Raw genomic sequence first — 25350 nt, 5'->3', positions numbered from 1 at the left:
GGTTTTTTCAATTTTTACAGGCGCTTGGAGACATAGGTTTCCTGCGCCACATCAAAAACCCTAAACAAAGGCGGGTTTATACTAGAATTAGAATAATTCTAAAACAATGATGCAGATCAACAATTTTGCCGGATCAGTTCGCAGTCTCAACTGTGATGGATGGGATTTGTTCCGTGGCGGTAAAATTGCCCCAGCCTTTCGGCTTGCGTTCCGAAGGAACTACCCTTGGGGTGCGCCTCGAAGTAAGTCCCCTGGGATGGGCCTGTAAAAGCGCCCATAGGGTTAGGGCCTAGGAGCTGTTTCTTACCCGTACGACAAGGTCGACAATCTCCATGGCGGTGCCCGCTGGCAGATCACTGTCGACGAAGTGGGGCGCCAGGCGCTCCTTGATGTCGATCAGATCGCCGGTGTCCACATTATAGAAATGGTGATGATGGCTGGTATTGGAGTCGTAGAAGGTACGGCTTGAATCGATAAAGACCTCGCGCACCAGTCCCTTCCTGACAAATAACCCGAGGGTATTGTAGACGGTGGCCTTGGAAACCCTGGCGCCTGTGTTTTTCACCGCTTCAAACAACTGCTCTGCGGTCACATGCTGATGACGAGCGAACAGCGTGTCGGCGATAAGACGGCGCTGCCTCGTCAGATTGATGTTGTGGTCATCGAGAAGTTTGTCGATACGCGCTCGATCCACCGTTGGGCTGTTGCTTTTTGAGTCCATCGCCAGAGTATAAATACACACTCCACAAATTGCCAAGCCCTTGAACAAAAAAAAGAATAGACCGAGGAGATCGCCCTATATATCACCAGGCTCGGTTTGACCTGCGCGCATCAAGGGCTTACTCCTTATGCTAGCTGGCGGACAAACTTGATCTCGACCCCTGATTTCGATCCTAAATTATTAGGCATTGTCTATCAATATCATTGAAAAGACCGCTCGATTCCAATTAATTTTAACTCTATTCTAGTCATCAGCGAAGGGCCGCACGGCTCGACGTACTTATCCACAATAAACCATCATTTCGGAGAACCAGATATGGAACTCAAAGGTAGTCAAACTGAGCAAAACCTGAAAGACGCATTCGCCGGAGAATCCCAAGCCAACCGCCGTTATCTCTACTTTGCCGCCAAGGCGGATGTCGAAGGATATAACGATGTTGCCGCTCTTTTCCGCTCCACAGCAGAGGGTGAAACCGGCCACGCTCACGGTCATCTGGAGTATCTCGAGCAGTGTGGAGACCCCGCCACCGGACTGCCCATCGGCCCGACTGGTGATAACCTCAAGGCAGCGGTCGCCGGTGAAACCCATGAATATACCGATATGTATCCCGGCATGGCCAAAACCGCCCGTGATGAGGGTTTCGACGAAGTGGCCGACTGGTTCGAGACCCTGGCAAAGGCAGAGCGTTCCCACGCAAACCGTTACCAAAAGGCATTGGACGAAATGGACTGATATCCAGCCATCATCCTGAGCCCATGGTTCGGGATGATCCATGGGCGGCCTCAGGGCCGCCCTTTGTCACAATCAGGAGCAGACTAATGGCAGCAGCACCCAGCAACCAGAGAGAAGGCAATCTGGAGGCCCCGACACGGCATCCGATCGATTGGAAAAACCCCGATTATTACAACGAAGAGAAGCTCATGAAAGAGCTGGAGAGGGTGTTCGATCTTTGCCATGGCTGTAGACGCTGCGTCAGTCTCTGCCACAGTTTCCCGACACTGTTCGACCTGGTGGATGAATCGGAAACCATGGAGATCGACGGTGTCGATAAAAAAGACTACTGGCAGGTGGTCGATCACTGCTATCTCTGCGACCTCTGTTACATGACTAAGTGTCCCTACGTACCGCCTCATGATTGGAACATCGACTTTCCTCATCTGATGTTGCGGGGCAAGGCCGTCAAATATAAGAAGGGCGACGTTAAATTGCGCGACCGCGTCCTCACGAGTACCGACAATCTTGGCAAACTGGCAGGCATCCCGGTGGTTGCCGGCGTCGTCAATCGTTTTAACAAAGCGAAGAACTTCCGCGAGATCCTCGATCACTCGCTTGGCGTTCATCCCGAAGCGAAATTACCCGAATTTCATGCCAGGCCGCTTCGAAAACGGCTGTCTGAAAAAATCGACAGCGCCGCTGAGGGAACACCTGCCGGGACCACCAAAGGCAAGGTCGCACTGTTCAGCACATGCTACGGTAACCACAACGAGCCCCAGGTCGGCGAGGATCTGGTTGCCGTCTTCGAACACAATGACATACCGGTCACCATTGCTGAAAAAGAGCAGTGTTGCGGTATGCCGAAACTGGAACTGGGCAATCTCGACGCCGTGGAAACCGCTAAAGATGCGAATATCCCGGTACTGGCCAAACTGGTCGACGCCGGTTGGGACATCGTTGCGCCAGTCCCCTCCTGTGCATTGATGTTCAAGCAGGAGCTGCCGCTGTTATTCCCGGATGATCCCGAGGTAAAAAAGGTCGCAGGGGCGATATTCGATATCTTTGAATATCTGATGATTCGTCACAAACACGGCTTTCTGAAGACCGACTTCAAACAGGGGCTTGGCAGGATCGCCTATCATGCCGCCTGCCATCAACGGGTGCAGAATATCGGTGCCAAGACCAAGGAGCTGCTCAGCCTGATCCCCGACACAGAGGTCACCGCCATCGAACGCTGTTCGGGCCATGACGGCACCTATGCTGTCAAAAGCGAATTCCATCAACATGCCATGAAAATCGGCAAACCTGTGGTCAACCGAGTCAAACAGGCTGAGGCCGACCACTACGGCAGCGACTGCCCGATGGCTGGCCGCCATATCGAAAACGGCCTGCGTGACGGCACTGCCTCGGAGCATCCCATCACTCTGTTGCGAACCGCATACGGCGTTTAATCAATTAAGGAGTCAATCATGTCAAACGAAGGCTATCATGAACCCCTGGAACAACTCAGTGACGAAACCCGTGACATGCATAGGGCGATTGTCTCCTTGATGGAGGAGCTGGAAGCCGTCGACTGGTATAACCAACGCGTGGACGCCTGCAGCGACGAGAGCTTGAGAGCCATCCTTGCCCATAACAGGGATGAAGAGAAAGAGCATGCCGCCATGGTGCTGGAGTGGATCAGACGGCAAGATCCCAGTTTCGACAAAGAGCTGAAAGACTACCTCTTCACTGACAAGACCATTGCTCACGAATAGAGGGAATGGACCGGTATTCATGAAGTAAAATCAATTAGTGCCAGTTAGCAATAATCTAATCGGTAGCCATGTCGCCTTATGCCACCCGACAAGATCCAACCGCATAACCGATCAAAACCCGGCCGCATGGAAATGAAGGCCGGTTGCAAATATGAGAAATTACACAGGAGAGATAAATGACCCATCTTTCACACAGCGACCTCTACAGCCTCGAGGAGTATGCCCGAATTCGTCAGCAATTCAGGACCAAGGTAATAGACCATAAGAAGAGTCGCCGCCTTCCCATCGGTCCGCACGCCGCGCTCTATTTCGAGGATGAACTGACCATGCAGTACCAGATACAGGAGATGCTGCGGATCGAACGGATATTCGAACAACAGGGCATTCAGGATGAACTTGACGTCTACAATCCGCTGATACCGGACGGGATGAACTGGAAGGCGACATTTATGATGGAGTATCACGATGTGGATGAGCGCAAGAAGGCACTGGCCAGACTGATCGGCATCGAGGAAGCCATCTGGGTAGAGGTCGCCGGCTTCGACAAGATCAGACCCATCGCCAACGAGGACCTGGAACGCAGCACCGAGGAAAAAACCTCAGCGGTCCATTTCCTTCGTTTTGAACTGACCCAGCCGATGATCGATGCCTTGAAAGGCGGAGCAACCCTATCGGCGGGTATTGATCATCCAAACTATGATTATACGGTAGACGACCTTGAGTCCAGCGTCCGTGAATCTTTGATAAAAGATCTTCACTGACCCAATCGGGATGTGATATGCGTCTGCAAACCACGTGTCAGGGTGCCGCTCAACACCCCGGCATGGTGGTCGCACGCTCTCCGCATCGTTAAAAATCGTTAAATATTATAGCCCAAGGGCCCTCAACCCATCTCGGCCGGAGAGTGACGAAACACCGTCATCACCGGTGGATTCCTCAACCAGCCGCCGTGCCGATCAGGCTGAATCCCACATTGTTCCAAGACTTGCACCCCCCGCTTGTCATGCACTACTCAAGCACATCAGTTAAAGTTACAGACATGACAGGTTGACGAAGCAGCCTTTCACTTTAATAATCGAACCTATCCAACATGTATATATGCACGCTGGACAGCCACATATACCAAGAAAGGAACATTGTCATGATCATCGATCACACCTCCCGACTATGGCGCTCACATACACTACCCGTTTTCAGTGCTCTTTTTTTCACCGCACTCATAGGCTGCAGTTCCACGCCTGAACCGGTTGCGGAGATGGCGGCCGCCAAGACATCCCTGGTGGCCGCTGAAAACGAAGAGACGACGAGGCATGCCCCCGTGGCTATCGATCGCGCCAAACAGAAACTGAAGCGTGCCGAAACCGCGATTGCCAAGGAGGAGTATGAGGAGGCGAAAAGGCTTGCTGAAGAGGCCCAGGCCGATGCTGAGTTGGCGCAGGCCATCGCCTCGAAGGCCGAGGCGGAAAAGGCCGTCAAAGAATTGGAAAACAGCATTCAGGTGTTGCGTGAAGAGATCATGCGGGCCAGGAGCAGGTAAACCATAAGCAAACCCAATGATTAGGGGAGATCTACAATGTCTCGAACAATGATCAACTGGATCACCGCCACATCCCTGGCGCTACTCGTCACCGCCTGCGGCACCCTGCAGAAGAACCAGGCACTGCTCAATGCCGAGCAGACCTACGCAGAAGCCAAACAAGAGGAGCAACTGCTGCGTTACGCGCCCACCGAACTGGAGCGGGCCAACCAGGCGATTAGCCGCGCCGCAGAAGCCGAAACCGAAGAGGATATGACCTCGCTGGCCTATGTCGGAAAGACCCGCGTCGAAATCGCCAAGTCGGTCGCCGCGCGCAAGGCCGCTTCCGCAAGACTCACCGAACTGGGTGAAATCAAAGACAAGGAGAGGCTGCGGGCCAGGGAGATCGAAATTCAACTCGAACAACAGGCAAAGACAGAAGCGCTGCGGGAGAAAGAGGCCGCTCTAATGGAACGGGAGAACGCGCTTGCCAAGGCGGAGGCGTTGCGGCAGGAACTTGCCGATCTGCAGGCGATGAAGACAGAACGCGGCATTGTCCTGACCCTTGGCGATGTACTTTTTTCCACCGGCAAGACCGATCTCCTGCCCGGGGCTATGACGACGATCGATAAGCTCGCCTCCTTCCTTGCCGAGTATCCGGACAAGACCCTGCTCGTCGAGGGACATACCGACAATGTGGGGAGCGATAGCTTCAACCAGGATCTCTCCGAACGACGGGCGATCTCGGTCAAAAACGCCTTGATGCAGGCCGGTGTCGATGGATCGCGTATCGACACGATCGGGCTCGGCGAAACGCAACCCATCACCGACAATAGCACCAGCGCCGGGCGATTGAAGAACCGGCGGGTAGAGATCGTCATTCGGGACTGACAACACCACTGCCGTGACTTAACCGGGCAATCCCGATGGCTGGTTAACATGTTCAGGTTTGGCTATGGGTAGGGTGCGGCTCAGCCGCACCCTTTTTTATCTGAAACAGCCATAAACAACATCTCGCCACACGTGAAATTGAACCTCAAGGGCGACTCGCTTTGAGCTGTCTACTGATCCAAGCCAAGAAAAGAAATAAGGCAAGACTGTATATAACAGCCGACACCGGACCCATCCATAGCGAACCATGCTGCTCGATGCCATGCATCGGTGCGGGTCTGATATAGATGGTTTTGCTCCCGGCAGTGGGTGAAGATAGATCGACAACCTTTTCAAACTGCTCTTATTCGACGAGCACTCTTCCCATCTCCCGTCCCGTTCTGAATTCGGTTTCAATTGCCAATCCGTGGGTGGGCACAGTGGCTCTAAGAACACCATTGCTGATGGTCCCATTGTAAAACCCATCCCTGTCAATATTCCAATTGTGGTTTGACACGACACCGTCTATGCGATGACCCATCCAATTAGGGGTAGATGCACGACCTATGTTTTTAACCGTAACAGGCTTAGTATCAATAGGCGTCACACTGACTTGACGTTTGATGGCAGGCAGCCTCTCCGCAGCAGCCACCAAACCGACCGCAATTCCTATCAATGCAAATACGCTCAGTTTCATACCATAGGAAAATAGATAGCCTTGTCGATCATCCTTTTTTGAAACAATCGAGATTACGGCAATCGCAAAACCAATATATATCGAAAAACCGGACCAATAGAAGTATCGATATTCGGCAGATACCGTCACGAAAAGATAACTCAAAAGATTGATCAACCCCGAGCACATGACTGCAATGGCAAACAGTTCATGCTCATCAATTACACCCCGGAAGCAGGTCAATAGTCCCAGTCCGATTATTGCCGCTATGGCGAATACGATTGGCCGGCCCAGGCGGTCATTCAATGACGAGGTCACATAATATTGAACCAATTTGGTTGTGATTCCCGGTGGATCTGTCTTCACTTCCCAATCGAACAGCTTGTTCTTACCCGGCTTGTAAAACATTGATCGGGAATTGGGATCATACAGGCTTTTATGAAAGGTCGCGGACATGACGGTAAAAAACCCTGCCGGATTCCGCAGGATCTCTTTGATCCACTTGTGGGTCAACCTGTCACTACCCCAAATCTTTTGACGCCTCAGTTCCTCATGTATAAATCCGCACTTGCCCCAAAAAGCGGCGGTGTCCCACTGTACCGGCGTATAACACGCCTCGACTATTTTCAGGGATTGCTCATCGCTCCATTTGCCTGGAAAAAGATTATTGCCTTCAACATATGAGAGGCCTAGCAGGTGAAATGTCTTGATACTGTCTCCCGGTTGCAAAGTCTCCGCTTGTGTCAGCTTCAGCAGTGCGCCATGCAGCACAGGCATCATCAACAACAGCAACAAGCCAAGCAGAATATTCCTGCGCCAACCCAGACCGTGGTTAACGTAAAGCATGAGGGGAAGGATGGCAAAAACCGCGTTTAACCGCGTCAGAAACGCTGCCGTCAGGAGAAGATTGGATATCACCTGATATACTATGATTTTACGCTTCGACACACCATCCTGGTGTGCCATATAACCGAACACACTGGCAGACAACAGCCATCCCGCCAACAACACATCCTTGTGTACATTACCTAACAGATTGAACGCCCCGGGCAAAAAGGGGATGGCGAGAAAAAGCAGTGACCAAGCGCCAATGCGTCGGCTAAAAAGATAGGTCAATATGGCGATGCTTCCCCATACCAACATATTGACCAATATTACAAAACCAAACGGCCCGGGTATTATGGTATCCAGCGCCGCCCATGCCAATGTTGAGAATGGCGATTGCCAGTCATTGAACTTGCCGGTAATGATTTGAGTAAGCTGATTGACGGAATCAGGATTCAGGTATCCGGGATAACTTGCATTGAGAACAAACAGTGCGGCGATAACCGCTATCATAAATCCTGTAAAATTGATAACTAAAACATGACGCTCTGTACTACTCAAGTTCTTGAAGTTTCGCATACATAACTTACTTGGGATAAGTAAATACAAAGTGCTTGGCAAGCAAAAAGTTTACCGTCATACCTGACAGGGAACCGAATGCGACTGCAAGTGGCAACCAGACCGGCGTAAGATTCAATGCATTCACTACCGCCGAATAGCTTAAGAGATTGACCGCACCACCACCTATCGATGTGGTGAAATAGCGGGAAAACTCACGCCGTAATGACGCATCCCCTGAAGTTGAAAAGGTATGTCTTCTATTAATGAGCCAGGTTGTCACGACAGCGGCACTGAATGAAACGAGGCGGCCAATATGCGGCCCCATAACCAGATTGCACAGCAAAAGAACAGCGACATCGACAAGATAGCCGATGGTCCCGGCAACCGCGAACATACCGAACTGTTTCATGGCCTAGTCTTCATTCATACTCATGCTGGAAACAGGCGGCATGGAGAGATAGTGCAGCTGCTTTATCTCCCGTCTACCCACGGTGACCGTCTCCAGGATGAGCCCGGTAATAAAACCGATTGCCCCCGTAATAGCCAATCCTGTGCTCAGAATCGCTGTCGGAAACCTCGGCACCATCCCGGTTTCCAGATAGGTGATGACAATCGGCACAGCCAGGATAATCGCAGACAAAATAAAACCGAACGCAATCAAACCGTAAAAGCGAAACGGACGCTCCATGGCGAATAACTTGATAATGGTTTTGAGAATACGAAATCCATCGGAATAGGTTCGAAGCTTGCTTTCCGACTCTTCCAGCCTGGCACCATAGGGGGTACTCACCTCACCACATGGCATACGCAACTCGAGCGCATGAATGGCAAGCTCAGTCTCTATTTCGAAGCCCTGGGACATGGCGGGGAAGGATTTGACGAAACGGCGTGAAAATACCCGATACCCCGACAGCATATCGGTGAATCCGCTGCCGAATATGCTGGTCGTAGTGCTGGTCAGTAAGCGGTTACCTGATTTGTGGCCTCTTCTGTACGCCTCATTGGATTGATGATTGCGAATGCCGACGACCATGTCCAGGTTATCTCGCAACAGTTTCCGTATCATCGTTGGCGCACTCGCAGCATGGTAAGTGGCATCACCGTCTGCCATGATGTAAATATCGGCGTCAACATCAGCGAACATGCGTCTTACCACATTGCCCTTGCCGGGCAGGTTGACCCGCCGAACGATCGCGCCGGCTTTTCGCGCCTTATCCGCCGTCCCGTCGCTCGAACCGTTATCGAAGACATAGATTGCAGCGCCAGGTAGGGCGTCACGGAAATCAGTGATGACCCTCTCGATTGCGGCCTCCTCATTGAAGCAGGGCAGGATTACCGCCAGCCGGTAACCCGCCGGGCGCTCAACGAGCTCATTATTATTTTGATAGTAGGGCGCGAGGGTAGATGGAAATGAATCCCTTGCAGGTGATTCCTTATACCTTGGTTCCATGATGACGATATCTCATGTTAGCTATCCACACGCAAAAGATACCTTAAAATAGCTGCAAATGCAGTAAATAGCGGTTATTCACTCCTTATGCGGAGGCCTCTTACCGGCGTCGCACCCCTCCATTCCTCCACACAGCAAACCGGGCCGGCAGTTAACTGCTTTTTTCTGATCAATACTGTCCCAGTCCCATTTCGATATAACCGGTGGGGCAGACCTCCTTGCAAATATGGCAGCCGACACACTTGGCGTAGTCCGTGTCCACATAGCGCCCCATGGCGCGTTCATGCTTGTTCACGCGATAGACCGCATCCTGTGGACAATAGATGACACAGTTGTCGCACTCGAAGCAGAAACCGCAGCTCATGCACCGCTTTGCCTCAGTGACGGCGGTCTCCTCGGAGAGACCCGTGAAGCGCTCGATCATGCTTCCCAGCACGTTGGAGGCATTCACATCCATCTCATCCCGGGCATTCAAAGGCTCGTAAGCGAAGTGGCCTGTGAACATGGCACTGCTCTTGACTACGTCCGCATCGGCACGATTTTCAAAATTGTGCACGGACCATTTGGCGCTGTTGGTACCCCAGGTCGGGCCATGATTGTACTCTTCCGGTGAGAGATCTCTCTGAGACAATTCCTGCAGTAGATTAAAGTGATGGCCTTCCACTTTGGGGCGCTCATCGAACGCCTGGCCACGCAGGTGATTATCGATGCTCTGTACCGCAATCGAGGCTTGGCCGATAGCGGTTGTCAGCAGGTGAGGGTTTACCGCATCCCCACCCACGAAGTTACCTGCTTTCCCTTTGACCTGCATGCTCTGGTCGGCATCGATCAGATTCCAGTCATTGGCAATGCCATCGATCCCTTCGTAGTCGCCTGTCTGGCCGGTGGCGGCGACAATCAGTTTGCACTCTATCTCGAACGGCTCGCCATCGGCCTCCATCTTGCCTGAGGACCAGTCGACCGGTTGCACTTTCAGGGCATAGGCATGGCCCTGCCCATCCAGCATCACTTCAAGTGGCGCCAAACCGTCGTGAATCTCAACACCCTCGGCAATGCAGGCCTCCAGTTCGTGTTTGGTGCAGGGGGCCTTGGCAATGGGACGGCGATAGACCAGCCAGCAATCGGAATCGATTCGTTCGGCAGTCTTGTCGTCACTCTGGCTCCCGGTACCGTCAAACACCGCCTCCGGACGCTCCGAGTTCTCGAGGTGTGCCACTTCGCCGATACGCTTGGCCACGGCGGCCACGTCCATCGCCGTGTCGCCGCCACCGATTACCAGGATACGCCCGTCCAGGTATTTCAGGGCACCGTCATTGAAGGCCTTCAGAAAGGTCATCCCATCCACACAGTTCGGGGCCTCGCCGCCTTCGACACGCAGTGGCTTGCCAACCACGGTGCCGACACTCCAGAAGATGGCATCGTACGCTTTCTCCAACGCCTCGACCTTCACCTCGCGTCCCACGCGCGTGTTCAGTTTCACATCGATACCGCCCACGTCCAGGATACGCTGGATCTCATGTTCAAGCACATCCCGGGGTATACGGTAGCCGGGAATACCGAAAACCATCTGGCCACCAAGAGCGCTGTGCTCCTCAAAGATGGTACAGCGATGACCGAGGCGACGCAGAAACAGCGCTGCGGCCAGACCGGCAGGACCACCACCGATAATCGCAACCCGCTTACCGGTATCGGTTTCGGGTTTGGCAAAGGCGAGATTATTCACCCGTGCCCAATCGCCAATGTACTGCTCAATGGAGTTTATTCCGACATAGCCATCAAGGCCGTTGCGATTACAACCCTCCTGACAGGGGGCCGGACATACGCGACCCATGATTGCCGGAAAGGGATTTGCCAATGTCATACGTTCGAAGGCATGTGCTTGCCAAGGCTTGTCGCCTTGAGGTTTGTCCAAACCGCGCACGATCGACAACCAGCCGCGGATATCGTGACCTGACGGGCAGGCATTCTGACAGGGGGGCGTGCGCTGGATATAGGTCGGGCAGATGTAGGACTCACCTTGAATCACCACATCGCAATCCCAGTCATAGTGCTCATCATCGCCATCTTCATAGCGGCGATAGGTTGGGTCATTCTCGCTCATTTTCGATCACTCCACTCTAAATACCGCATAATTTCATAGTGCTGACACAATACCTCTTTCCGAATAGTACCCAAACTCCCTTCTCACCCTCTGGCGCGGTCATCTGCATCCTGTGCATCTATACCCGCCATCGGACCGGCCCGTCAAGCGTCTCTGTCCGCCATAGCTGCGCGGATTCGGTACCCAAAGAATGATAGTCGACAGTCCGCAGCAGACAAGTGAAGCATAAGTTTTTTAAAGGATACTTAAAGGCGGCGAGGAGTCCGTCACACAACTAATAACTAATTTGCAATCAATTGCTTAGTCATCGCTTCATATGTTTGTCAATGAACTCAACCAGTGCATTTGATTCGTCAATATACCTTAGGTGAAGGGACTCGACGAGTTCATCTTCACCCTGGTCTTCAACCCTACTGATTTCAAACTCAGTATTCCGACAGGCGTCTTGGAGTTGCTTGTGCTCCTTGGCAGGCACACCGTGCTCTTTCTCATAGATCCAGACCAGCAGGTCATCTTCTGTTGCCACCCATTGAGGAAGACTCAGAATCTCTGATCCGGAATCTGAAAGCGATGAAACGACATCGGAGAATTCCCTTTCATCTATTTCAAACGGCTCCCACTCAACGCCACCACTCATACCTGAATCAATAATCCCTTTGCGGAGCACGGAGTTAATCACTCTCCGATTTGGTATACCATAGGTCAAAAAATAGGGGATTTCGCGTAAAAGATCGGCCACAGAACCTGTAGCTTCAATAGCTTCACCCACGGTTAGAATCGTATACGCCAATTTTTTCATCGCAGGATATTTTTATGGTTGAGCCAGCGGCTAAAGCCATGTATCCAAGCCATAGTAACTGCCCCCTTTGATTGCGCGTACAACTTTGTATCAAAACGGTTACTGAGCGGATAACAGATGAAACGCTTTTCCATTGCCGTTGAAATCATACTGATACCTGTCCGTTGCATACTGTTGCCCAATTATGATTCGCAATACCAAACTATGGATGTAAATATGGAGATTCAACCGATGCAGCCACTGACAAACATTCTATATATGATATCGACTTTATCCGGGTTACTGTTTTTACTGGGGATTTTGCTGATTAGTACAATCTGGTCCATTAGTTATTTTTTCAGCTGGCTGTTCTAACCAAGTCACAACCTATCATTACCGGCCTGCAAACAGCCCTTCGCCAGTGGCTTTGCGGGGGACGTGAGACACCGCCGATCATGTGATGAATCCCCATCGACTTATCGACATACAACTCCGCCGTTTAAGCCGTGGTGGAAAAGCTATCGGATAAAAGACCCTTACTACCGTAAGAGAGAAATTTAAATTGCGCCAAGCAGATTTTAGGTCGTTCAATTTCATCGCCAGACAGCAATTCACTCCATAATCGGTATGGCGATATTAGAAGGCAGACTACAGATTAATAGCGTTACAAAGTTGAATTAATCCGACTCAATCAACATGTGCGAAAGCGCCTCCTCGATCAATACGATGTAAAGTCTCGTCAACAAACTCCAGATGGTCTTGAGCTGCATTGCGGGCACGCTCAGGATCGCCCTCTAATACGGCATTCAGCAGATTGGTGTGTTGACGTGACAAAGGCTCAAAGATACGCGGCAACTTATAGAGCTGATTCAGATTGCGTTGCACATTAGCCTGTAACAGACAAAACAGGCTGCGCATGATCTGCACCAGTATTTCGTTATGCGAGGCTTCGGCAATGGCAAGGTGAAATTCAGCGTCCGCCTGTGCTTCGACCAGTCCTTCTCCTGCTTCATGCGCAGCGATCATACGATCGTAACAGTCGCGAATCTGTTTTCTATCCTCGTCGGTTGCGCGTAAGGCGGCAAAGTAGGCACTGGTGCCTTCCAGCGCGTGGCGTATCTCCAAAATATCCGGCCATGTCTCCGGCCGGGACTCCATGCGCCGAACCAGGTCCTCACAGGCATCACCGCTGAGATTGCGATTGACGAAGGTGCCGCCTCCCTGGCGGCTGTGCAGTATCCCTTTACTGGCTAGTTTTTGAATCGCTTCGCGCAGGGAAGGCCGGGATACTCCAAGCTGTTCCGCCAGCTGTCGCTCTGCCGGCAGACGCTCACCCGGGTTGAAGTCGCCTCTCTCGATCATCGATTCGAGCTCGACTGCAATTCGATCCGATAGTTTTTCCGTTTTCACTCAATATGCCCAGTGGTAATACCAATTACACTCAATCATAGAAGGTGCGTCTTCTGATTACAAGTGGTGATAGGCACATCTGTCAGCCCAGCATATCCCTTTATAACTAACTGTATTAATAGATAATTAAAAAATATCAACCAGCAACGAATATCCCATTAATAAAATTCATCAGATCCTTCTTTGACAAAACCCAGGGGATCTATCAAGGCTATATGGTATTACCAATTTACCATTTGGTAATGATTTTGTTATACAGGCTAAGCCTTAACCGGGTCTTGTAATGGTGATGTTGCGCCGGAGACCCGTCCAGAGGCAGTAGCCGATCTTACATTGCATTCATTCAAACGCCTTGCGGAGGTAGGAAATGAAGCGGAGGAATCAAATGAGCCGACGGTTATTGTCGATTTGGACAGTGGCAGCGCTGAGTCTCGTATTAGTTTCGTCACCGGCAGTTGCGGCGAAAAAGGTGCTGCTGAAGGTGCCGGTCTGGTTCGGTACCCATCTGACCGGACTGGGCTCCACCCCCAAGTAGCTTGCGGAACACGTCAATGATGCTTCCGGCGGCACCGTCAAGATCAAGATCTACGAGCCCGGTAAGCTGATCCCGCCGAAAGAGATCCTGGAAGCGGTCTCCAAAGGGCAAGTCAATGCCGGATGGACGACACCCGCTTACAATACCGGCCTGATTGGCGAAAAGGGTGCGATCTCTCCCGCCTGAAGCGGCAGATTCCCGAGGATTGCAAACAGGGCTATTCGAACAGCCGAACCTGCGAGATCGGCCTGTCGCGCCATACGGTAATTCCCTATCGGTCAATTGCCTATCTGATCGATTACTGTTACGCCTCGAAGCTGGACCTCTCAGCTTCGGTTATATCCCGCCACAACCAGATTGACGGATGAGATTGCTTGTAATATCTCTTTAAACTCACCGAATAACCTAACGTACATCATCGATGCCTAGATTGGTAAATAGTGGTGGTCTTTATTCCCGAATGGATGCGTGACAATCACAAAATAGTCAATAGACCCACTTCAAGCGAAACCACTCTTCCAAGCAGTAAATATTGCATCAAATCGATATGTTGGCAATCTATATGCGCCAGTATGCAGTCACTGGTAGTATCTTCCGCTTGCAGCCAAAAGCAGTCTTTTGAGAATACTGATTACAACAGTCACTTAAGCAGGCGTAATCAGTATCACTATTGATTCTAATTAAAATGTGGCTGTACTCGAGTGAGCATGTAATTCGAGTACCCGATTTGATCACTCCTAATCTAGTGGTCAAAATACAATGCACTACAATACCAGTAAAATAGTGTCAGAGAGGTACATTCTCCGACACTATTTTTTGCACACTAACTAGCAACGGCATACTGATGTTGGTCGAAATAACCCGTCTTGTCCGCCAGCCATCCGGTCACACGTTTGGATGCCATAAACGCTGACCAGGAAACCGTAACAACCAACGCTGTATCATTGTAATGTTCTTTGTAGGCATCGATTATGTCATCACTCATCTGCTCCGGTGACAAAGCAGTCAATAAAGCCAAGCGTACTGCAGCAGCATTGGCTTGATTTAGCCCGACTGTCTTTGGCGTCAGCCACGCACGACTCAGACCCATAGGGGCACCCTGCCATGATTTGATTTCATTTTTTACGACTTCCCTAACCCGCTGCGGTACATGCGCGCTCGCAGCTTTCTCTACTGCCGAGGCCCAGCGCGATATAGCTGCAGAGATTGTGCTGTTACCGGCCGCCCATTGCAGATCCTGAGGCAGATCGGCCGGACCCAGCAGGCCGATAGAACGTCCGGGCCGTAATCGTCGCAATACCGATTCACGTAACTCGACACCGGTTAAGCGATAAAGTATCGATTTTAAAGTAGTAGATGAAATCGGCGTGGCCAGCGGCGAACCGGAAAAGAAGACCTGCGCATATCGGTTGAAATAACTCAACATCATAGCAACACCAATAACTTCTGGTGCCTCATCGTGGGTAAAAGGTGGCTGATATAGAATCTCAGCATCCTGATCGTAAACACTCTGCGCCCATGCATGAAGCAGGCGAGTTCTCTCATCGGTAATTTCGTCTTGCTTGTGATAGCGCATCTGTTCCGCCAGTTCCAGTTCATTGGCACCATAAACCACACTGTTCATCAGATCCTCACAGTAGGCACAGCTATTTACCTGAGAAATGGTGACACCTAGCGCTTCCTTGTCTTCCCGGGATAAGTGATTATCGGTAAGTACAATTTCACGCTCTGCCATCCACACACCTGCCAGCATTTCTGGTGATACCGCGTGAGTGGTCATTGGCGCATTGATAAAAAACTCATCTATAACCTGGTCATAGACTTTTTTAACCAGCCCTTCTGCTTTGTGATAAGGCTCCGGCTGCACATAGCGTCCAGTCATATTTGACAAAGCATCAAAGAATCTCGGTTTAATGAATTTTGGTAACATCTAATCATCCTCCTCTGTGTAACGTCTTTAATGTGCTTACTGTTAAAGACGCATAAAGGAGCATTGCAGGTCCCGTCATATTTAAATTTCTGCGGGATTAAGGATAACAATTAGCTTGGCGAGTGCTATCGGCAAACAGCAAATGCCACAGGCGATAGGTCAAATAATTAATTTCTTCGGGATAAGCAAATAAGTAATCTGATGCTAACGCAGATACGCATACCCATTATTCTGCAGCATTATAATTTCAGCGTCAGCCATAGGAACCATAGCGACAAATTCGTGAAAATCGTTAGCTGTATATCCCTGTAATTTGGCAGAGGTGATACATAATCTAAATTCGATTATTTCTCCAAAAGTTAAACTTTTCGCTCGTTGCATCAGACCGGAATATTCAGCCTTTGTTTTGGCGAATATTGGAATGGTTCCCTCATGAATCACTATAACGATTTTCGAGTCAAACGAATTGTTACCGTAAAGGTTTTGAAGCAAACTTACCCTATCCAGTATATTCGTGAGATCTAGGGGATCTGAGCTGGTTACATCATATACGGCCTTGGAAGGGGCGTATTCCGCATGAGTGGTTGCAACCACAAATAAAAAAAGCGCAGGCAACAGATATAATATCAACTGTTTGATCATGATTATCGTTCATTCAGTAATTGTCTATTAAATTTTTTACGCGTTTTCTTAGAGTTTTTGGGACTTTTGGCTTTGACGTTTTCTTTAAGCGTTCATTGATTTTGCGTTCCATCTGGGCTCTTGAAAAGCAACTTTTACAATGCCTAAGATGATGTTCTAATTGCTTAATGGCTTCCTCATCTTTAAGCTCATTATTGATGTAGGCATATACATGATCGAACGCTTCCAGACAATCACTATCCAGAGCATCATGTAATTCATCTCTATCTTTTGCTTTCTTTGTCATGTGCCAGGCTCCATCACGTTTTTATTCGGTAATAACCCAGCTTCAGTGGCTTGTTGCCAAAGAAGCCGCTGTAGCAATGTGCGGCCTCTATTCATTCTAGAGCGTACTGTTCCTGGCGACACACCTTGTATTTCTGCCGCTTCATCGTAGGAAAATCCCTCAAGGTTCACTAGTATCACGGTTTCTCTAAATGCTTCAGGAAGTCTCTCTACCGCCTGCAATATTTCCTCTCCTAAGAGGTTGTTGACAAACTCCTTTTCCGGGTTAGCCCACCAATACAAAAACTCATCGGGCTGCTCGATCAATAACGAAGCAATCTCACTTTCTGCAAATTTTTCACAATCATCTGTGTAATTCATGCTTGCTGTACGTTTCGTGCTTTTACGGTAATGATCGATAAATATATTGCGCTGTATACAAAATATCCATGGTCTGAAACGATTCTTGTCTTTTAAGGTATCTATTGAACTCCAGGCCTTCGACACAGCCTCCGCTACTAGATCTTCGGCATCGGCATCATTCTTTGTAAGCCGAACCGCCATCGCATAAAGGGAACCCATGCTCTCTTCAATGCATTGACTGAACCAGTCCTTAACAACCCGTTGGCTTTTATCATTCACGTTAACCATTGTATAAACTCTATTTCTATACATGTTTTGGCTGTTACAGTTATCGGGAGGTTGCACTTCCAGTATAAACCGCCCTTTTTCCAACGGATATGTATTGGCTGTTATATTTGATAATCAGGCCCTGATATTTTTCAGGGCCTGATATTATATAACCCACTCTAGAAAGATAGTGTACTGGCACCATTGCTGACCACACCCAACATTGCAGCAGAACCTGCAAGTTCAGCGCCTTCGATGAGATCATCCTGATCATATCCACGAACTTTGGCACATGGCGGACATACCAAAATGGAACCACCGCTATCGATGATCGTTTGCATCATCTCCTTAACGGGTGGATCAAGAGGATTGGGGCGTGCATTTTCCGCAGCACCTCGGCGCGCCCAATCAGCCCCAGCACTGACCAGAAACATTGTCACCTCATAACCCGTTGCAATTCCCCCATTTGCGACACTCCATGCTACTGAAGCACGCTCATCATCACAGCCTCTTGTTACAACAATAACTAATTTCTTCTGATTTTTCATGATGTTTCTCCTCAATTTCTGAGTAAGTACAAACCACTTTTCAATCACACATCCGCCGAGAGAGTTAGTACTCGGCATAAAGCAGCGTGTTAACAGTAGAGACGCATCATGAGAAGAAATAGGTCCCTAATTCGGACAATTTTTGAAAGATGTATAAATTTCTTTATAGGGAATTACGTTGATACGATATGTGACCGGCAACTTTTAAGCAAAACTGATCGTTTATCTCTTTTATACTAATGGCAGCATTTGCATAATGGCAGTAAATCCACTTTTCATTCACAGTGGTGACTATAGATCGAAAACGAAAGTCGCTTGGATGAATCTTAATGTCTGCTTTTTTTATTAAAGGACATGAACCCTTTCCAGCAGTATGATGCCCGTACACTTCTATAGGAGAATTTATTTTAGCTCACTGATAGATGATCACTTCAAGCCCAAAAAAGACTTGAACAACACCCTTCTTAAATTAAGCAGTTTCTCAAAGAAAACTATTTTCGAACTTAGCTACATATTTAGACATTAATAGCTGGTTTTCGACTTTGATTGTCTGGAACAGTACGACACAAAGTGTTGAGCGGGAATAAAGTCCGTCAAAAAGAGTCTATCTAACTCATTGATTATCCTGATTACCCCTAAACCTCAGCCATTCTCAAGAGGCGATATGGCATGGGTGGAGTGTGAAGAGCGGCAAAAAGCAATCGTTCAATCATGGCGGGTAAATCGAAACGGCGGTTAAACCGATATTCGAACTCAGCACGATAACGCGACACATGTTTATCTCAAATCGCATGAAAAGTACCCAACAGACTGTTTTTGACATTACCCAACATCGTGTTTACCCATTTGAAGCACGAATACTGGACACTTTGGCGCCCACCACCCGTCACCATGGGGTTATGATGGCAATCAGCGGTTGTCACGCCACTAAAGCACCAAAGCCCATCGGTAAAGACTTCGCTGCCAGGCATCAAGCAGGACCGGGCGTATCGGGCGATTTCACGTTTGCGGAAGCCCCTTACACGACGCAGTTGAATTTTCATGGGCCTGCCGTCCCGCGTCGTCTCAACAGCAGCCACGAAAGGGATTTTGTTGCGCGATCCACGACCACGCTTACCGGCTTGCTCGCCTCCCAGATAAGCATCATCCAATTCGATGCGACCGGCCAGTTTTTTTCCACGCTCACGTTCCATCATCACCTGCATCAACTTATGCTTGAGTCGCCAGGCAGTGTTGTAGTTCACCCCGATTTTGCAGGAAAGTTGCAGCGCCGAGATACTTTTCTTGCGTTGGGTCAACAGATAGATCGCAAGAAACCACGTTCTCAGCGGCAGCTTGGTGCCATGGAAGATGCTGCCGGCGGTCAGGGAAGTCTGATGATGGCACTTGTGACATTGATATATCTGACGCTTTTTGAGTTCACAGCCTGTTGTGTTGCCGCACTCAGGGCAGACATAGCCCGTCGGCCAGCGCAGATCATACAATGCCTGACGACACTGATCCTCGGTCCCGTATTGTTCAAGAAAATCGTGCAAACCAAGGCCTTTTTGAAATTGAATGGTATTTCTCGGCATGATGAAATCCTCTTTTATTCAGTAGGTTCCATTATGCTTGCACCACAGGCTCAATAGCTGAGCTTCATGAGTAATCAGGTTGATTATTGATACACCTATATTCACTGTAAAGTCCGTCACAAAAATCCACTAGCTTGTTGATTTGCACTTAAATTAGACCCGGGATTTGCATTGAATAGTGACCCATAATCTCTCTGTGAAGCTCGTTAACATGTAAGAAAACTATGGACCAGGTATTCGATGCAAATACTTTGAAATATGGGTCAATTTAGCATGCAATTCTACATATACGTCCATCAAGGAACGATCTCATCACTTCAAACACAACCCTACTCAAGCAGGCGAATCCGATTCACCCACCGGTCTGCTACCTTTTGCTGGCTACCCGCGTCAGGATATGCCCAAGGGGCTGCCATTTCGACTCAAAGACTATCTCGAACTGCTCGACTGGACAGCCCGCGCCATCCTGGAAAATAAGCATGGTTATATACCCGCGCATCAGCCACCTATTCTTGAACGTTTACAAATCGAACCCAAGTATTGGCTCTACATGACACAGCATTTTGAAAGCCGCTTCAAAGGACTGGTCGGTGCCAGTTATGTGTTGAAAGCGGTTTGTCGAAAACTTGAGTATCAGCGAACGCCGAACCTGGGTGCAGTGTTACAGTTGCTCGCCTAGCGAAATCGTAAAAACCCCAGCAGGCCATGGATCAGCGCAGGCTGAGGTGTTGATATGTCTGTGGCTGGCCATTCCCCTATAGAATTTCTATCTTTAACCCGATTACCGGCTTTTTTCCCACTATTTCTAACGATTGGTCGTCACTCAGCAACAACGAATATTATTTGGTCTGTTCTTATTACTGAGATGTTTTTGATCTTTTTGATTGGGTGTCTTATCTATTCTTTATTGACCTGTTCGCCTACCCCGAAGTAACGGTGACGCGACCCTTCGTCGGGCCGTGGAGCCATATGAGCGACAAGGACAATGCTATACACGTACTCGGTTGGGAGAAGTGGCGTGTGGGTTGGTTGGATGAGACGGGTGATGCGACCGGTAAGACCCTCACCCGGGTCGCCAAGCCGACAGTTGCGACACCGATTGTCGACAGTGACTACACCATCAGTGCGACGGATGCCGATAGCGATACGGTAAAGCTGGTGGCAATCGAGGTCGGCGACCGGCTGTACTACACGGCCGAGTATCGGCGGCAGAGCAACTTGGACACGGATCTGCCCGATGCCGGCGTGGTGATCACCAAAGCCAACGAGCATATCAATCAGGGCGAGGGGCCGGTGATCGTGCAGGAGTCGGATGTGACGGCGGGTAACCTGGATGATGCACCGTTTACCATCAACGCACCGCGCAACCTCTTTGACGACATCGGCTCCGGGGTCAACATCGAAGTGACATCGATGGATGCCAATGAAGCACAGATCCGACTCAACTATGCGCTGCCGCCGACAGAAAACGACGTCTACGTCTCGGACATAAATGAGCGCTGGAAGAGTGAAGATGTTTGGGTCGATGCACCCGATGTCGGTGGTAACTTTGAAGCCGATCCTTTAGCGGTTATCGATACAGACGAACAGCCTGTGGTCGGTGAGCTGAATAAAGTCTATGGCCGGGTGCGTAACCAGGGTCACGCGGATGCGACCAACTTCGAGGTCCATCTCGAGATTCGTGAGCCTTGGGGGGCGGGGGGCCCGTGGCGCTCGTTGAGAATTGAGAACGTACCGCTACTGCAGGGCACAGACACCGATGATCCTGCCTTGCCCAACACTCAGGTGGCGGTGGTGTACACTGCACCGGACGGCACCACCCAAGTCCACTATGTAACAACCGATGAGCATGGTTGTTACGTTGACACCCTCAGTGTCGCTGAACCGGGACGTTGGGAGACTGAGGTGGTCTTGGAGGAAGACGACTGTCGCGAGGGTGCGGCAGCACCGACTGGTACAGTCGAAGTACCGCCAACACTCTGTGGTGGTCCGCTATGGTGTTGCTGGATATTGTTGGTCTTGGTGGTTGCTGTGATTGCCACTTTGTTGTGGTTGGCACGTTTGCTTTGTGGCATTAAGTCTGCCACGCTGCCGTTCCTTATCGCTTTACTGGTCACCATTTTGTTGATATGGCTGATTCTGGCCCGATGCGATGTGATGCTGGGCTGGTTGTTATTGGTGATCGGCGCAGCGATCTTGCTTGCCGTATTGATCATATGCTTTACCCGGCTAGCACCGTGCTTTGGCAGTGGCCGTGAGTCAACCCGGGCTTGAGCCGGATTTAATATGCGTCCCTGAGCGGGATTCAGTGACGCATATTGATTAGCATATGATATTGATCCTTTACTAATTGATTCACATTGGATTACAGATCCTATGTATTGATAATTAGATTCACTTTATTCAGATACTTATTCAACTCAGGCTGGGGTAATATTCAGTGCAACTACCGGCCCAGTAATGAATGCAAATCAACACCTCAGAGTTCCAATACAGGTTTTACCCCATTTCCACTGGAGCTTATGGTTATACATTCTTAATCCACCGATTGATCGACGAAGTGAAAATACGAATCGAAAATCTCAACATCGCAAAATACGCACTTTGGTTTCGCTGCTATCGATAACCTGCCACAACACTCGCATTCCGCGTTGTGTAATAGATGATCGAAATGATCAGCAAGGCTCTCCACTTCGGTGGCTAACTACACGAGACAGAGCTGTTTGTACAGTATTGTTTACTTTCTTTTAAGAGCTAATAGCAACGATAGTAATCACAATCCAAGACTTCTTCGTAATAGCCATCTCCATTGGCGTCCATACTTATAGTATCAAGACCCGAGCCTAACTGGATCAAAGCCGAACTATAGTCGCCGCTCAACTTGATTCTTCCATCTTCTGTCGGATCCAGAGGGCAGATATCGCTCATACTATTACAGGTGGCAACCGCGTTGACGGTTGTTACGTCTACATAACCAAAATCAGAGTCATATATTCTGCCGGAATAGCTGGATCCGTAATAATATTTCGAAAAGTAAAGATCCCCCTTATGCGTGTAATCTTTTTGGATGTAATTTGTAAAAGTACCTGAGCCCGTTGAATTAGAAAGGGTGAAATTCTTTGTGGTATTCTGCCAGTTGAACTCTGGGTCGCTAGTATCATGATAGAATTCAATCGTTCCATCCATTATTACGGACTCTGATCCTAAAGTAATTTGTAAGTTACTTGTCGAAAAAAGAAACCCAGAGGGTATGGTGATATTCCCGCTACCCGTATAGGTTTCCGTATTGTAAATAGACAGATCGATTGAGCCGGTGAAAGTTAATGTAGAGTGAGATGAACAATCTTGGTAATTCGAAAAATCTAGGGTAAGGAATCCTGACGAAAGCGCTTCATCGAGAGAACCGGAAATCTGAACCGAGCCTCCGCATGGGTTATCTATGATAATTTCGACATCGCCAGTCTGATAGGTGAGTGTGTCATAAGTAAAGAAATCAACCACATCTATGATCAAGGTGCGGGCAATATCCAACCGAATGGCAACTAAATAATTTCCTACCGATGAGAAATTGACTTTAGCCTGCTGGTTAAAGGGAACAGTAGTTATATCCGGAGTAGTATCACCCGCGCCGCCGCCACTGCCACCGCCGCAACCAGGAAGGAGAAAGAATAGAAAAAAAGAAAAGAGAAATGTCCTCATATCATACTCCATATAATACATCCCTTGATGAATCGAGAGTCTACTAAGTTAGCCTCTCCATTCGCATCCATCATTTTCACCATAGTAACAGGTGCCTACTAGGTATAGGAAACTATATAAGACAATCGGTCAAATAAAGACTTCCACTTTGCGGTAATACGGACCAATGTATAGAGATGTGGCAGACACCGTGCGTCGAATGACAATTGATGAAGATACTGGCCTGAGGCAAATAACCTAACCGTCACCCGCAACATGCTACTCGCAGGTTACCGTGACGGACTTTGTTCCCGTTCAACAGTTACATCCATCTACATCACCTACTCAACCGTCACCGATTTCGCCAAATTCCGCGGCTGATCCACATCGGTCCCCTTCAAAATCGCAACATGATAGGAAAGCAACTGCAACGGAACGGTATAGACGATCGGCGCCGTGGAAGGATAGATGTCGGAGAGGGTCAGGTTCTGGAAGCGGTCTAGGCCGATCTTCACCTTCTGATCGCTGAACAGGAACAGTTCACCGCCACGGGCACGCACCTCCTGCAGATTCGATATGACCTTTTCCAACAAAGGATCGTCGGGTAGCGCGCAGATCACCGGCATCTCGGCGTCGACCAACGCCAGGGGACCGTGTTTGAGTTCACCGGCGGGGTAGGCCTCGGCGTGGATGTAGGAGATCTCTTTCAGTTTCAACGCGCCCTCCATGGCGATCGGGTAGAAGCTGCCTCTGCCGAGAAACAGGGCGTGGTTCTTTTCCGCAAAGGCATTCGCCATCTCTTTGATGGCATCGTTCAGCTCCAGGATCACTTCAACCTGGCGTGGCAGTGCATGCAGTTCCTCTACCAGCTCACGCTCTCTCTCGGTGCTCATGCCGCGGCGCTTGGCCAGGGCGAGTACCAACAATCTCAGAGCCACCAGCTGGGTGCTGAAGGCCTTGGTGGATGCCACGCCGATCTCAGGGCCTGCCCGGGTCATCAGGGCCACATTGGATTCACGCACCAGCGAGCTCTCGGGTACGTTGCAGATGGTCAGGCTTCCCAGGTAGCCCTGGGTCTCGGCGCCACGCAGTGCGGCCAAGGTATCCGCGGTCTCGCCCGACTGGGAGATCGTAACGAACAGGGTGTTCTCGGGCACCACCACCTGTCGATAGCGAAACTCGCTCGCCACCTCGACGCTGCAGTGAATGCCAACCTCTTCCAGCCAATAGCGTGCAACCAGGCCGGCGTGGTAACTGGTGCCACAGGCAATGATATGTACGTTTTGAGTCTTGTCCAAGAGTTGTTTCGCTTCGAAACCGAATGAATCTTCGAGCAGTTTGCCCTTATGAATCCGTCCCTCCAGTGTCTCAGCGATCACTGCGGGCTGTTCGAAGATCTCTTTCAGCATATAGTGCCGGTAGGGTCCCTTTTCCGCGCTCGATGCGGAAACCCGCGAGGTGCGGACCTCACGCTCCACCTGCCGACCCTGGTCATCGAAGATCCTCACCTCATCCCTCGAGACATGAGCAAGGTCGCCCTCATCCAGGAAGATAAAACGTTGTGTTACCGGCAACAGGGCAAACACATCCGAAGCGATAAAGTTCTCTCCCACGCCAAGCCCGATGACCAAAGGACTGCCGGCCCTGATGACCACCATCTGATCGGGATCATCCGGACTGACAACAGCCAGCGCATAGGCGCCGACCAGTTTACTGCTCGCCTTTCGTATGGCTTTGATGAAATCGGGTTCCGATGCCAGCACATCCGCCAGCAGATGGGCAATGACCTCGGTATCTGTCTCAGAGGTGAAAGTAAACCCCTTGGCGCTCAAGTCCTGACGCAGATCGGCATAGTTTTCGATGATACCGTTGTGTACGATCGCCACCCGCTCGCCGCTCATATGAGGATGTGCGTTGCGCTCCGCCGGCATACCGTGTGTAGCCCAACGGGTATGAGCAATACCCAGACTGCTCGAAAGTGCGGCCCCATCGATCAGGTCCTTGAGCGCGGCGACCTTGCCTACCGAACGAATCCGCTGAATGTGTTGACGCTCATCCAGTACCGCAACCCCGGCCGAGTCATAACCCCTATACTCCAGGCGTTTAAGTCCCTCCATCAGGATGGGAACAACATCCCGTTGTGCGATTCCACCGACAATGCCACACATGC

At 49.9% G+C, this 25350-nt stretch carries 25 protein-coding genes and 1 pseudogene; 11 read left to right on the top strand and 15 right to left on the bottom strand.

Annotated elements, in window-relative coordinates:
* Positions 1-289: 289 nt before the first annotated feature.
* The gene (locus tag CODIS_RS02035) at positions 290-721 is read right to left on the bottom strand and encodes a Fur family transcriptional regulator (RefSeq protein WP_069121062.1); all 432 of its coding nucleotides are present in this window, start codon (positions 719-721) and stop codon (positions 290-292) included.
* Positions 722-1036: 315 nt separating this feature from the next.
* Between CODIS_RS02035 and CODIS_RS02030 the strand changes: the two genes are divergently transcribed.
* From CODIS_RS02030 to CODIS_RS02005, 6 genes are all read left to right on the top strand, one after another.
* Positions 1037-1453 (top strand): rubrerythrin family protein, encoded by a 417-nt coding sequence (locus CODIS_RS02030; protein ID WP_069121061.1) that lies wholly within the window; start codon positions 1037-1039, stop codon positions 1451-1453.
* Between the two features lie 86 nt (positions 1454-1539).
* Positions 1540-2886, top strand: coding sequence for a heterodisulfide reductase-related iron-sulfur binding cluster (locus CODIS_RS02025; RefSeq protein WP_069121060.1), 1347 nt, complete (start codon positions 1540-1542; stop codon positions 2884-2886).
* Between the two features lie 18 nt (positions 2887-2904).
* Complete coding sequence (locus CODIS_RS02020) at positions 2905-3192, top strand: encapsulin-associated ferritin-like protein (protein WP_069121059.1); 288 nt, start codon at positions 2905-2907, stop codon at positions 3190-3192.
* Positions 3193-3368: 176 nt separating this feature from the next.
* Positions 3369-3953: a DUF3501 family protein gene (locus CODIS_RS02015; protein WP_069121058.1), complete on the top strand. Its 585-nt coding sequence runs from the start codon at positions 3369-3371 to the stop codon at positions 3951-3953.
* Between the two features lie 380 nt (positions 3954-4333).
* Positions 4334-4729, top strand: a complete 396-nt coding sequence (locus CODIS_RS02010; RefSeq protein WP_069121057.1) for a DUF4398 domain-containing protein — start codon at positions 4334-4336, stop codon at positions 4727-4729.
* Positions 4730-4765: 36 nt separating this feature from the next.
* A complete protein-coding gene (locus tag CODIS_RS02005) occupies positions 4766-5599 on the top strand; it encodes an OmpA family protein (RefSeq protein WP_069121056.1) in 834 nt (277 codons plus the stop codon).
* A gap of 343 nt (positions 5600-5942) precedes the next feature.
* Here the strand turns inward: CODIS_RS02005 and CODIS_RS02000 are convergent, their stop codons facing one another.
* The 6 genes from CODIS_RS02000 to CODIS_RS01970 all read right to left on the bottom strand — a co-directional run bounded on the left by CODIS_RS02000 (position 5943) and on the right by CODIS_RS01970 (position 13379).
* Entirely contained in the window at positions 5943-7592 is a 1650-nt protein-coding gene (locus tag CODIS_RS02000) for a hypothetical protein (protein WP_069121055.1), read from the bottom strand.
* Positions 7593-7665: 73 nt separating this feature from the next.
* Positions 7666-8049, bottom strand: coding sequence for a GtrA family protein (locus CODIS_RS01995; protein ID WP_069121054.1), 384 nt, complete (start codon positions 8047-8049; stop codon positions 7666-7668).
* A gap of 3 nt (positions 8050-8052) precedes the next feature.
* Positions 8053-9090: a glycosyltransferase family 2 protein gene (locus CODIS_RS01990; RefSeq protein ID WP_083220500.1), complete on the bottom strand. Its 1038-nt coding sequence runs from the start codon at positions 9088-9090 to the stop codon at positions 8053-8055.
* 169 nt (positions 9091-9259) lie between these two features.
* The gene (locus CODIS_RS01985; protein ID WP_069121053.1) at positions 9260-11191 is read right to left on the bottom strand and encodes an NAD(P)-binding protein; all 1932 of its coding nucleotides are present in this window, start codon (positions 11189-11191) and stop codon (positions 9260-9262) included.
* A 304-nt stretch (positions 11192-11495) separates the two neighbouring features.
* Complete coding sequence (locus tag CODIS_RS01980; RefSeq protein ID WP_162420085.1) at positions 11496-11990, bottom strand: hypothetical protein; 495 nt, start codon at positions 11988-11990, stop codon at positions 11496-11498.
* A 666-nt stretch (positions 11991-12656) separates the two neighbouring features.
* Positions 12657-13379: an FCD domain-containing protein gene (locus CODIS_RS01970; protein WP_069121050.1), complete on the bottom strand. Its 723-nt coding sequence runs from the start codon at positions 13377-13379 to the stop codon at positions 12657-12659.
* A gap of 385 nt (positions 13380-13764) precedes the next feature.
* Here CODIS_RS01970 and CODIS_RS20795 point away from each other — a divergent pair, with 385 nt between their 5' ends.
* The 3 genes from CODIS_RS20795 to CODIS_RS01960 are packed head-to-tail and all read left to right on the top strand — an operon-like array spanning position 13765 to position 14282.
* On the top strand, positions 13765-13914 hold the full coding sequence (locus CODIS_RS20795; RefSeq protein WP_154722974.1) for a hypothetical protein: 150 nt from the start codon (positions 13765-13767) through the stop codon (positions 13912-13914).
* Positions 13915-13956: 42 nt separating this feature from the next.
* Entirely contained in the window at positions 13957-14100 is a 144-nt protein-coding gene (locus tag CODIS_RS21670; RefSeq protein ID WP_154722985.1) for a hypothetical protein, read from the top strand.
* A complete protein-coding gene (locus tag CODIS_RS01960; RefSeq protein WP_069121048.1) occupies positions 14037-14282 on the top strand; it encodes a hypothetical protein in 246 nt (81 codons plus the stop codon). Before CODIS_RS21670 ends, CODIS_RS01960 begins: the two co-directional genes overlap by 64 nt.
* A gap of 455 nt (positions 14283-14737) precedes the next feature.
* Here CODIS_RS01960 and CODIS_RS01955 read toward each other — a convergent pair whose 3' ends face one another.
* The 6 genes and pseudogenes from CODIS_RS01955 to CODIS_RS01930 form a co-directional block, all read right to left on the bottom strand.
* A complete protein-coding gene (locus CODIS_RS01955; RefSeq protein WP_069121047.1) occupies positions 14738-15844 on the bottom strand; it encodes a carboxymuconolactone decarboxylase family protein in 1107 nt (368 codons plus the stop codon).
* Between the two features lie 204 nt (positions 15845-16048).
* A complete protein-coding gene (locus CODIS_RS01950) occupies positions 16049-16486 on the bottom strand; it encodes a DsrE family protein (RefSeq protein WP_069121046.1) in 438 nt (145 codons plus the stop codon).
* Positions 16487-16499: 13 nt separating this feature from the next.
* On the bottom strand, positions 16500-16772 hold the full coding sequence (locus tag CODIS_RS01945; RefSeq protein WP_069121045.1) for an anti-sigma factor family protein: 273 nt from the start codon (positions 16770-16772) through the stop codon (positions 16500-16502).
* Complete coding sequence (locus tag CODIS_RS01940; protein ID WP_162420083.1) at positions 16769-17401, bottom strand: RNA polymerase sigma factor; 633 nt, start codon at positions 17399-17401, stop codon at positions 16769-16771. Before CODIS_RS01940 ends, CODIS_RS01945 begins: the two co-directional genes overlap by 4 nt.
* Before the next feature lie 158 nt (positions 17402-17559).
* Positions 17560-17928, bottom strand: a complete 369-nt coding sequence (locus CODIS_RS01935) for a DsrE family protein (RefSeq protein WP_069121044.1) — start codon at positions 17926-17928, stop codon at positions 17560-17562.
* A gap of 635 nt (positions 17929-18563) precedes the next feature.
* A pseudogene (locus CODIS_RS01930) lies at positions 18564-19502 on the bottom strand (IS1595 family transposase).
* Between the two features lie 397 nt (positions 19503-19899).
* Here CODIS_RS01930 and CODIS_RS01925 point away from each other — a divergent pair.
* Complete coding sequence (locus tag CODIS_RS01925) at positions 19900-20181, top strand: hypothetical protein (RefSeq protein WP_069121043.1); 282 nt, start codon at positions 19900-19902, stop codon at positions 20179-20181.
* 290 nt (positions 20182-20471) lie between these two features.
* A complete protein-coding gene (locus CODIS_RS01920; RefSeq protein WP_069121042.1) occupies positions 20472-21776 on the top strand; it encodes a hypothetical protein in 1305 nt (434 codons plus the stop codon).
* A gap of 480 nt (positions 21777-22256) precedes the next feature.
* Here CODIS_RS01920 and CODIS_RS01915 read toward each other — a convergent pair whose 3' ends face one another.
* Positions 22257-23201, bottom strand: a complete 945-nt coding sequence (locus CODIS_RS01915) for a hypothetical protein (protein ID WP_154722973.1) — start codon at positions 23199-23201, stop codon at positions 22257-22259.
* 320 nt (positions 23202-23521) lie between these two features.
* On the bottom strand, positions 23522-25348 hold the full coding sequence (glmS, locus tag CODIS_RS01910) for a glutamine--fructose-6-phosphate transaminase (isomerizing) (RefSeq protein ID WP_069121040.1): 1827 nt from the start codon (positions 25346-25348) through the stop codon (positions 23522-23524).
* Between the last annotated feature and the right edge of the window lie 2 nt (positions 25349-25350).

Origin of the sequence: Candidatus Thiodiazotropha endolucinida, assembly GCF_001715975.1 — a bacterium.
GTDB lineage: Bacteria > Pseudomonadota > Gammaproteobacteria > Chromatiales > Chromatiaceae > Thiodiazotropha > Thiodiazotropha endolucinida.
The sequence above is the reverse complement of the archived record's forward strand: the minus strand, read 5'-3'. Positions and strand labels throughout refer to the sequence as shown.

Bases quoted from the DNA above. Each gene is read 5' to 3' on its own strand.
- CODIS_RS20795 (WP_154722974.1), top strand. From the start codon at position 13,765: ATGAGCCGACGGTTATTGTCGATTTGGACAGTGGCAGCGCTGAGTCTC.
- CODIS_RS01940 (WP_162420083.1), bottom strand. From the start codon at position 17,401: ATGGTTAACGTGAATGATAAAAGCCAACGGGTTGTTAAGGACTGGTTC.
- CODIS_RS01960 (WP_069121048.1), top strand. From the start codon at position 14,037: ATGGACGACACCCGCTTACAATACCGGCCTGATTGGCGAAAAGGGTGC.
- CODIS_RS02025 (WP_069121060.1), top strand. From the start codon at position 1,540: ATGGCAGCAGCACCCAGCAACCAGAGAGAAGGCAATCTGGAGGCCCCG.
- CODIS_RS01995 (WP_069121054.1), bottom strand. From the start codon at position 8,049: ATGAAACAGTTCGGTATGTTCGCGGTTGCCGGGACCATCGGCTATCTT.
- CODIS_RS02030 (WP_069121061.1), top strand. From the start codon at position 1,037: ATGGAACTCAAAGGTAGTCAAACTGAGCAAAACCTGAAAGACGCATTC.
- CODIS_RS01945 (WP_069121045.1), bottom strand. From the start codon at position 16,772: ATGACAAAGAAAGCAAAAGATAGAGATGAATTACATGATGCTCTGGAT.
- CODIS_RS01985 (WP_069121053.1), bottom strand. From the start codon at position 11,191: ATGAGCGAGAATGACCCAACCTATCGCCGCTATGAAGATGGCGATGAT.
- CODIS_RS01950 (WP_069121046.1), bottom strand. From the start codon at position 16,486: ATGATCAAACAGTTGATATTATATCTGTTGCCTGCGCTTTTTTTATTT.
- CODIS_RS01935 (WP_069121044.1), bottom strand. From the start codon at position 17,928: ATGAAAAATCAGAAGAAATTAGTTATTGTTGTAACAAGAGGCTGTGAT.
- glmS (WP_069121040.1), bottom strand. From the start codon at position 25,348: ATGTGTGGCATTGTCGGTGGAATCGCACAACGGGATGTTGTTCCCATC.
- CODIS_RS02000 (WP_069121055.1), bottom strand. From the start codon at position 7,592: ATGATAGCGGTTATCGCCGCACTGTTTGTTCTCAATGCAAGTTATCCC.
- CODIS_RS01915 (WP_154722973.1), bottom strand. From the start codon at position 23,201: ATGAGGACATTTCTCTTTTCTTTTTTTCTATTCTTTCTCCTTCCTGGT.
- CODIS_RS02010 (WP_069121057.1), top strand. From the start codon at position 4,334: ATGATCATCGATCACACCTCCCGACTATGGCGCTCACATACACTACCC.
- CODIS_RS01980 (WP_162420085.1), bottom strand. From the start codon at position 11,990: ATGAAAAAATTGGCGTATACGATTCTAACCGTGGGTGAAGCTATTGAA.
- CODIS_RS02020 (WP_069121059.1), top strand. From the start codon at position 2,905: ATGTCAAACGAAGGCTATCATGAACCCCTGGAACAACTCAGTGACGAA.
- CODIS_RS02035 (WP_069121062.1), bottom strand. From the start codon at position 721: ATGGACTCAAAAAGCAACAGCCCAACGGTGGATCGAGCGCGTATCGAC.
- CODIS_RS02015 (WP_069121058.1), top strand. From the start codon at position 3,369: ATGACCCATCTTTCACACAGCGACCTCTACAGCCTCGAGGAGTATGCC.
- CODIS_RS02005 (WP_069121056.1), top strand. From the start codon at position 4,766: ATGTCTCGAACAATGATCAACTGGATCACCGCCACATCCCTGGCGCTA.
- CODIS_RS01925 (WP_069121043.1), top strand. From the start codon at position 19,900: ATGCCCAAGGGGCTGCCATTTCGACTCAAAGACTATCTCGAACTGCTC.
- CODIS_RS01920 (WP_069121042.1), top strand. From the start codon at position 20,472: ATGAGCGACAAGGACAATGCTATACACGTACTCGGTTGGGAGAAGTGG.
- CODIS_RS01955 (WP_069121047.1), bottom strand. From the start codon at position 15,844: ATGTTACCAAAATTCATTAAACCGAGATTCTTTGATGCTTTGTCAAAT.
- CODIS_RS01990 (WP_083220500.1), bottom strand. From the start codon at position 9,090: ATGGAACCAAGGTATAAGGAATCACCTGCAAGGGATTCATTTCCATCT.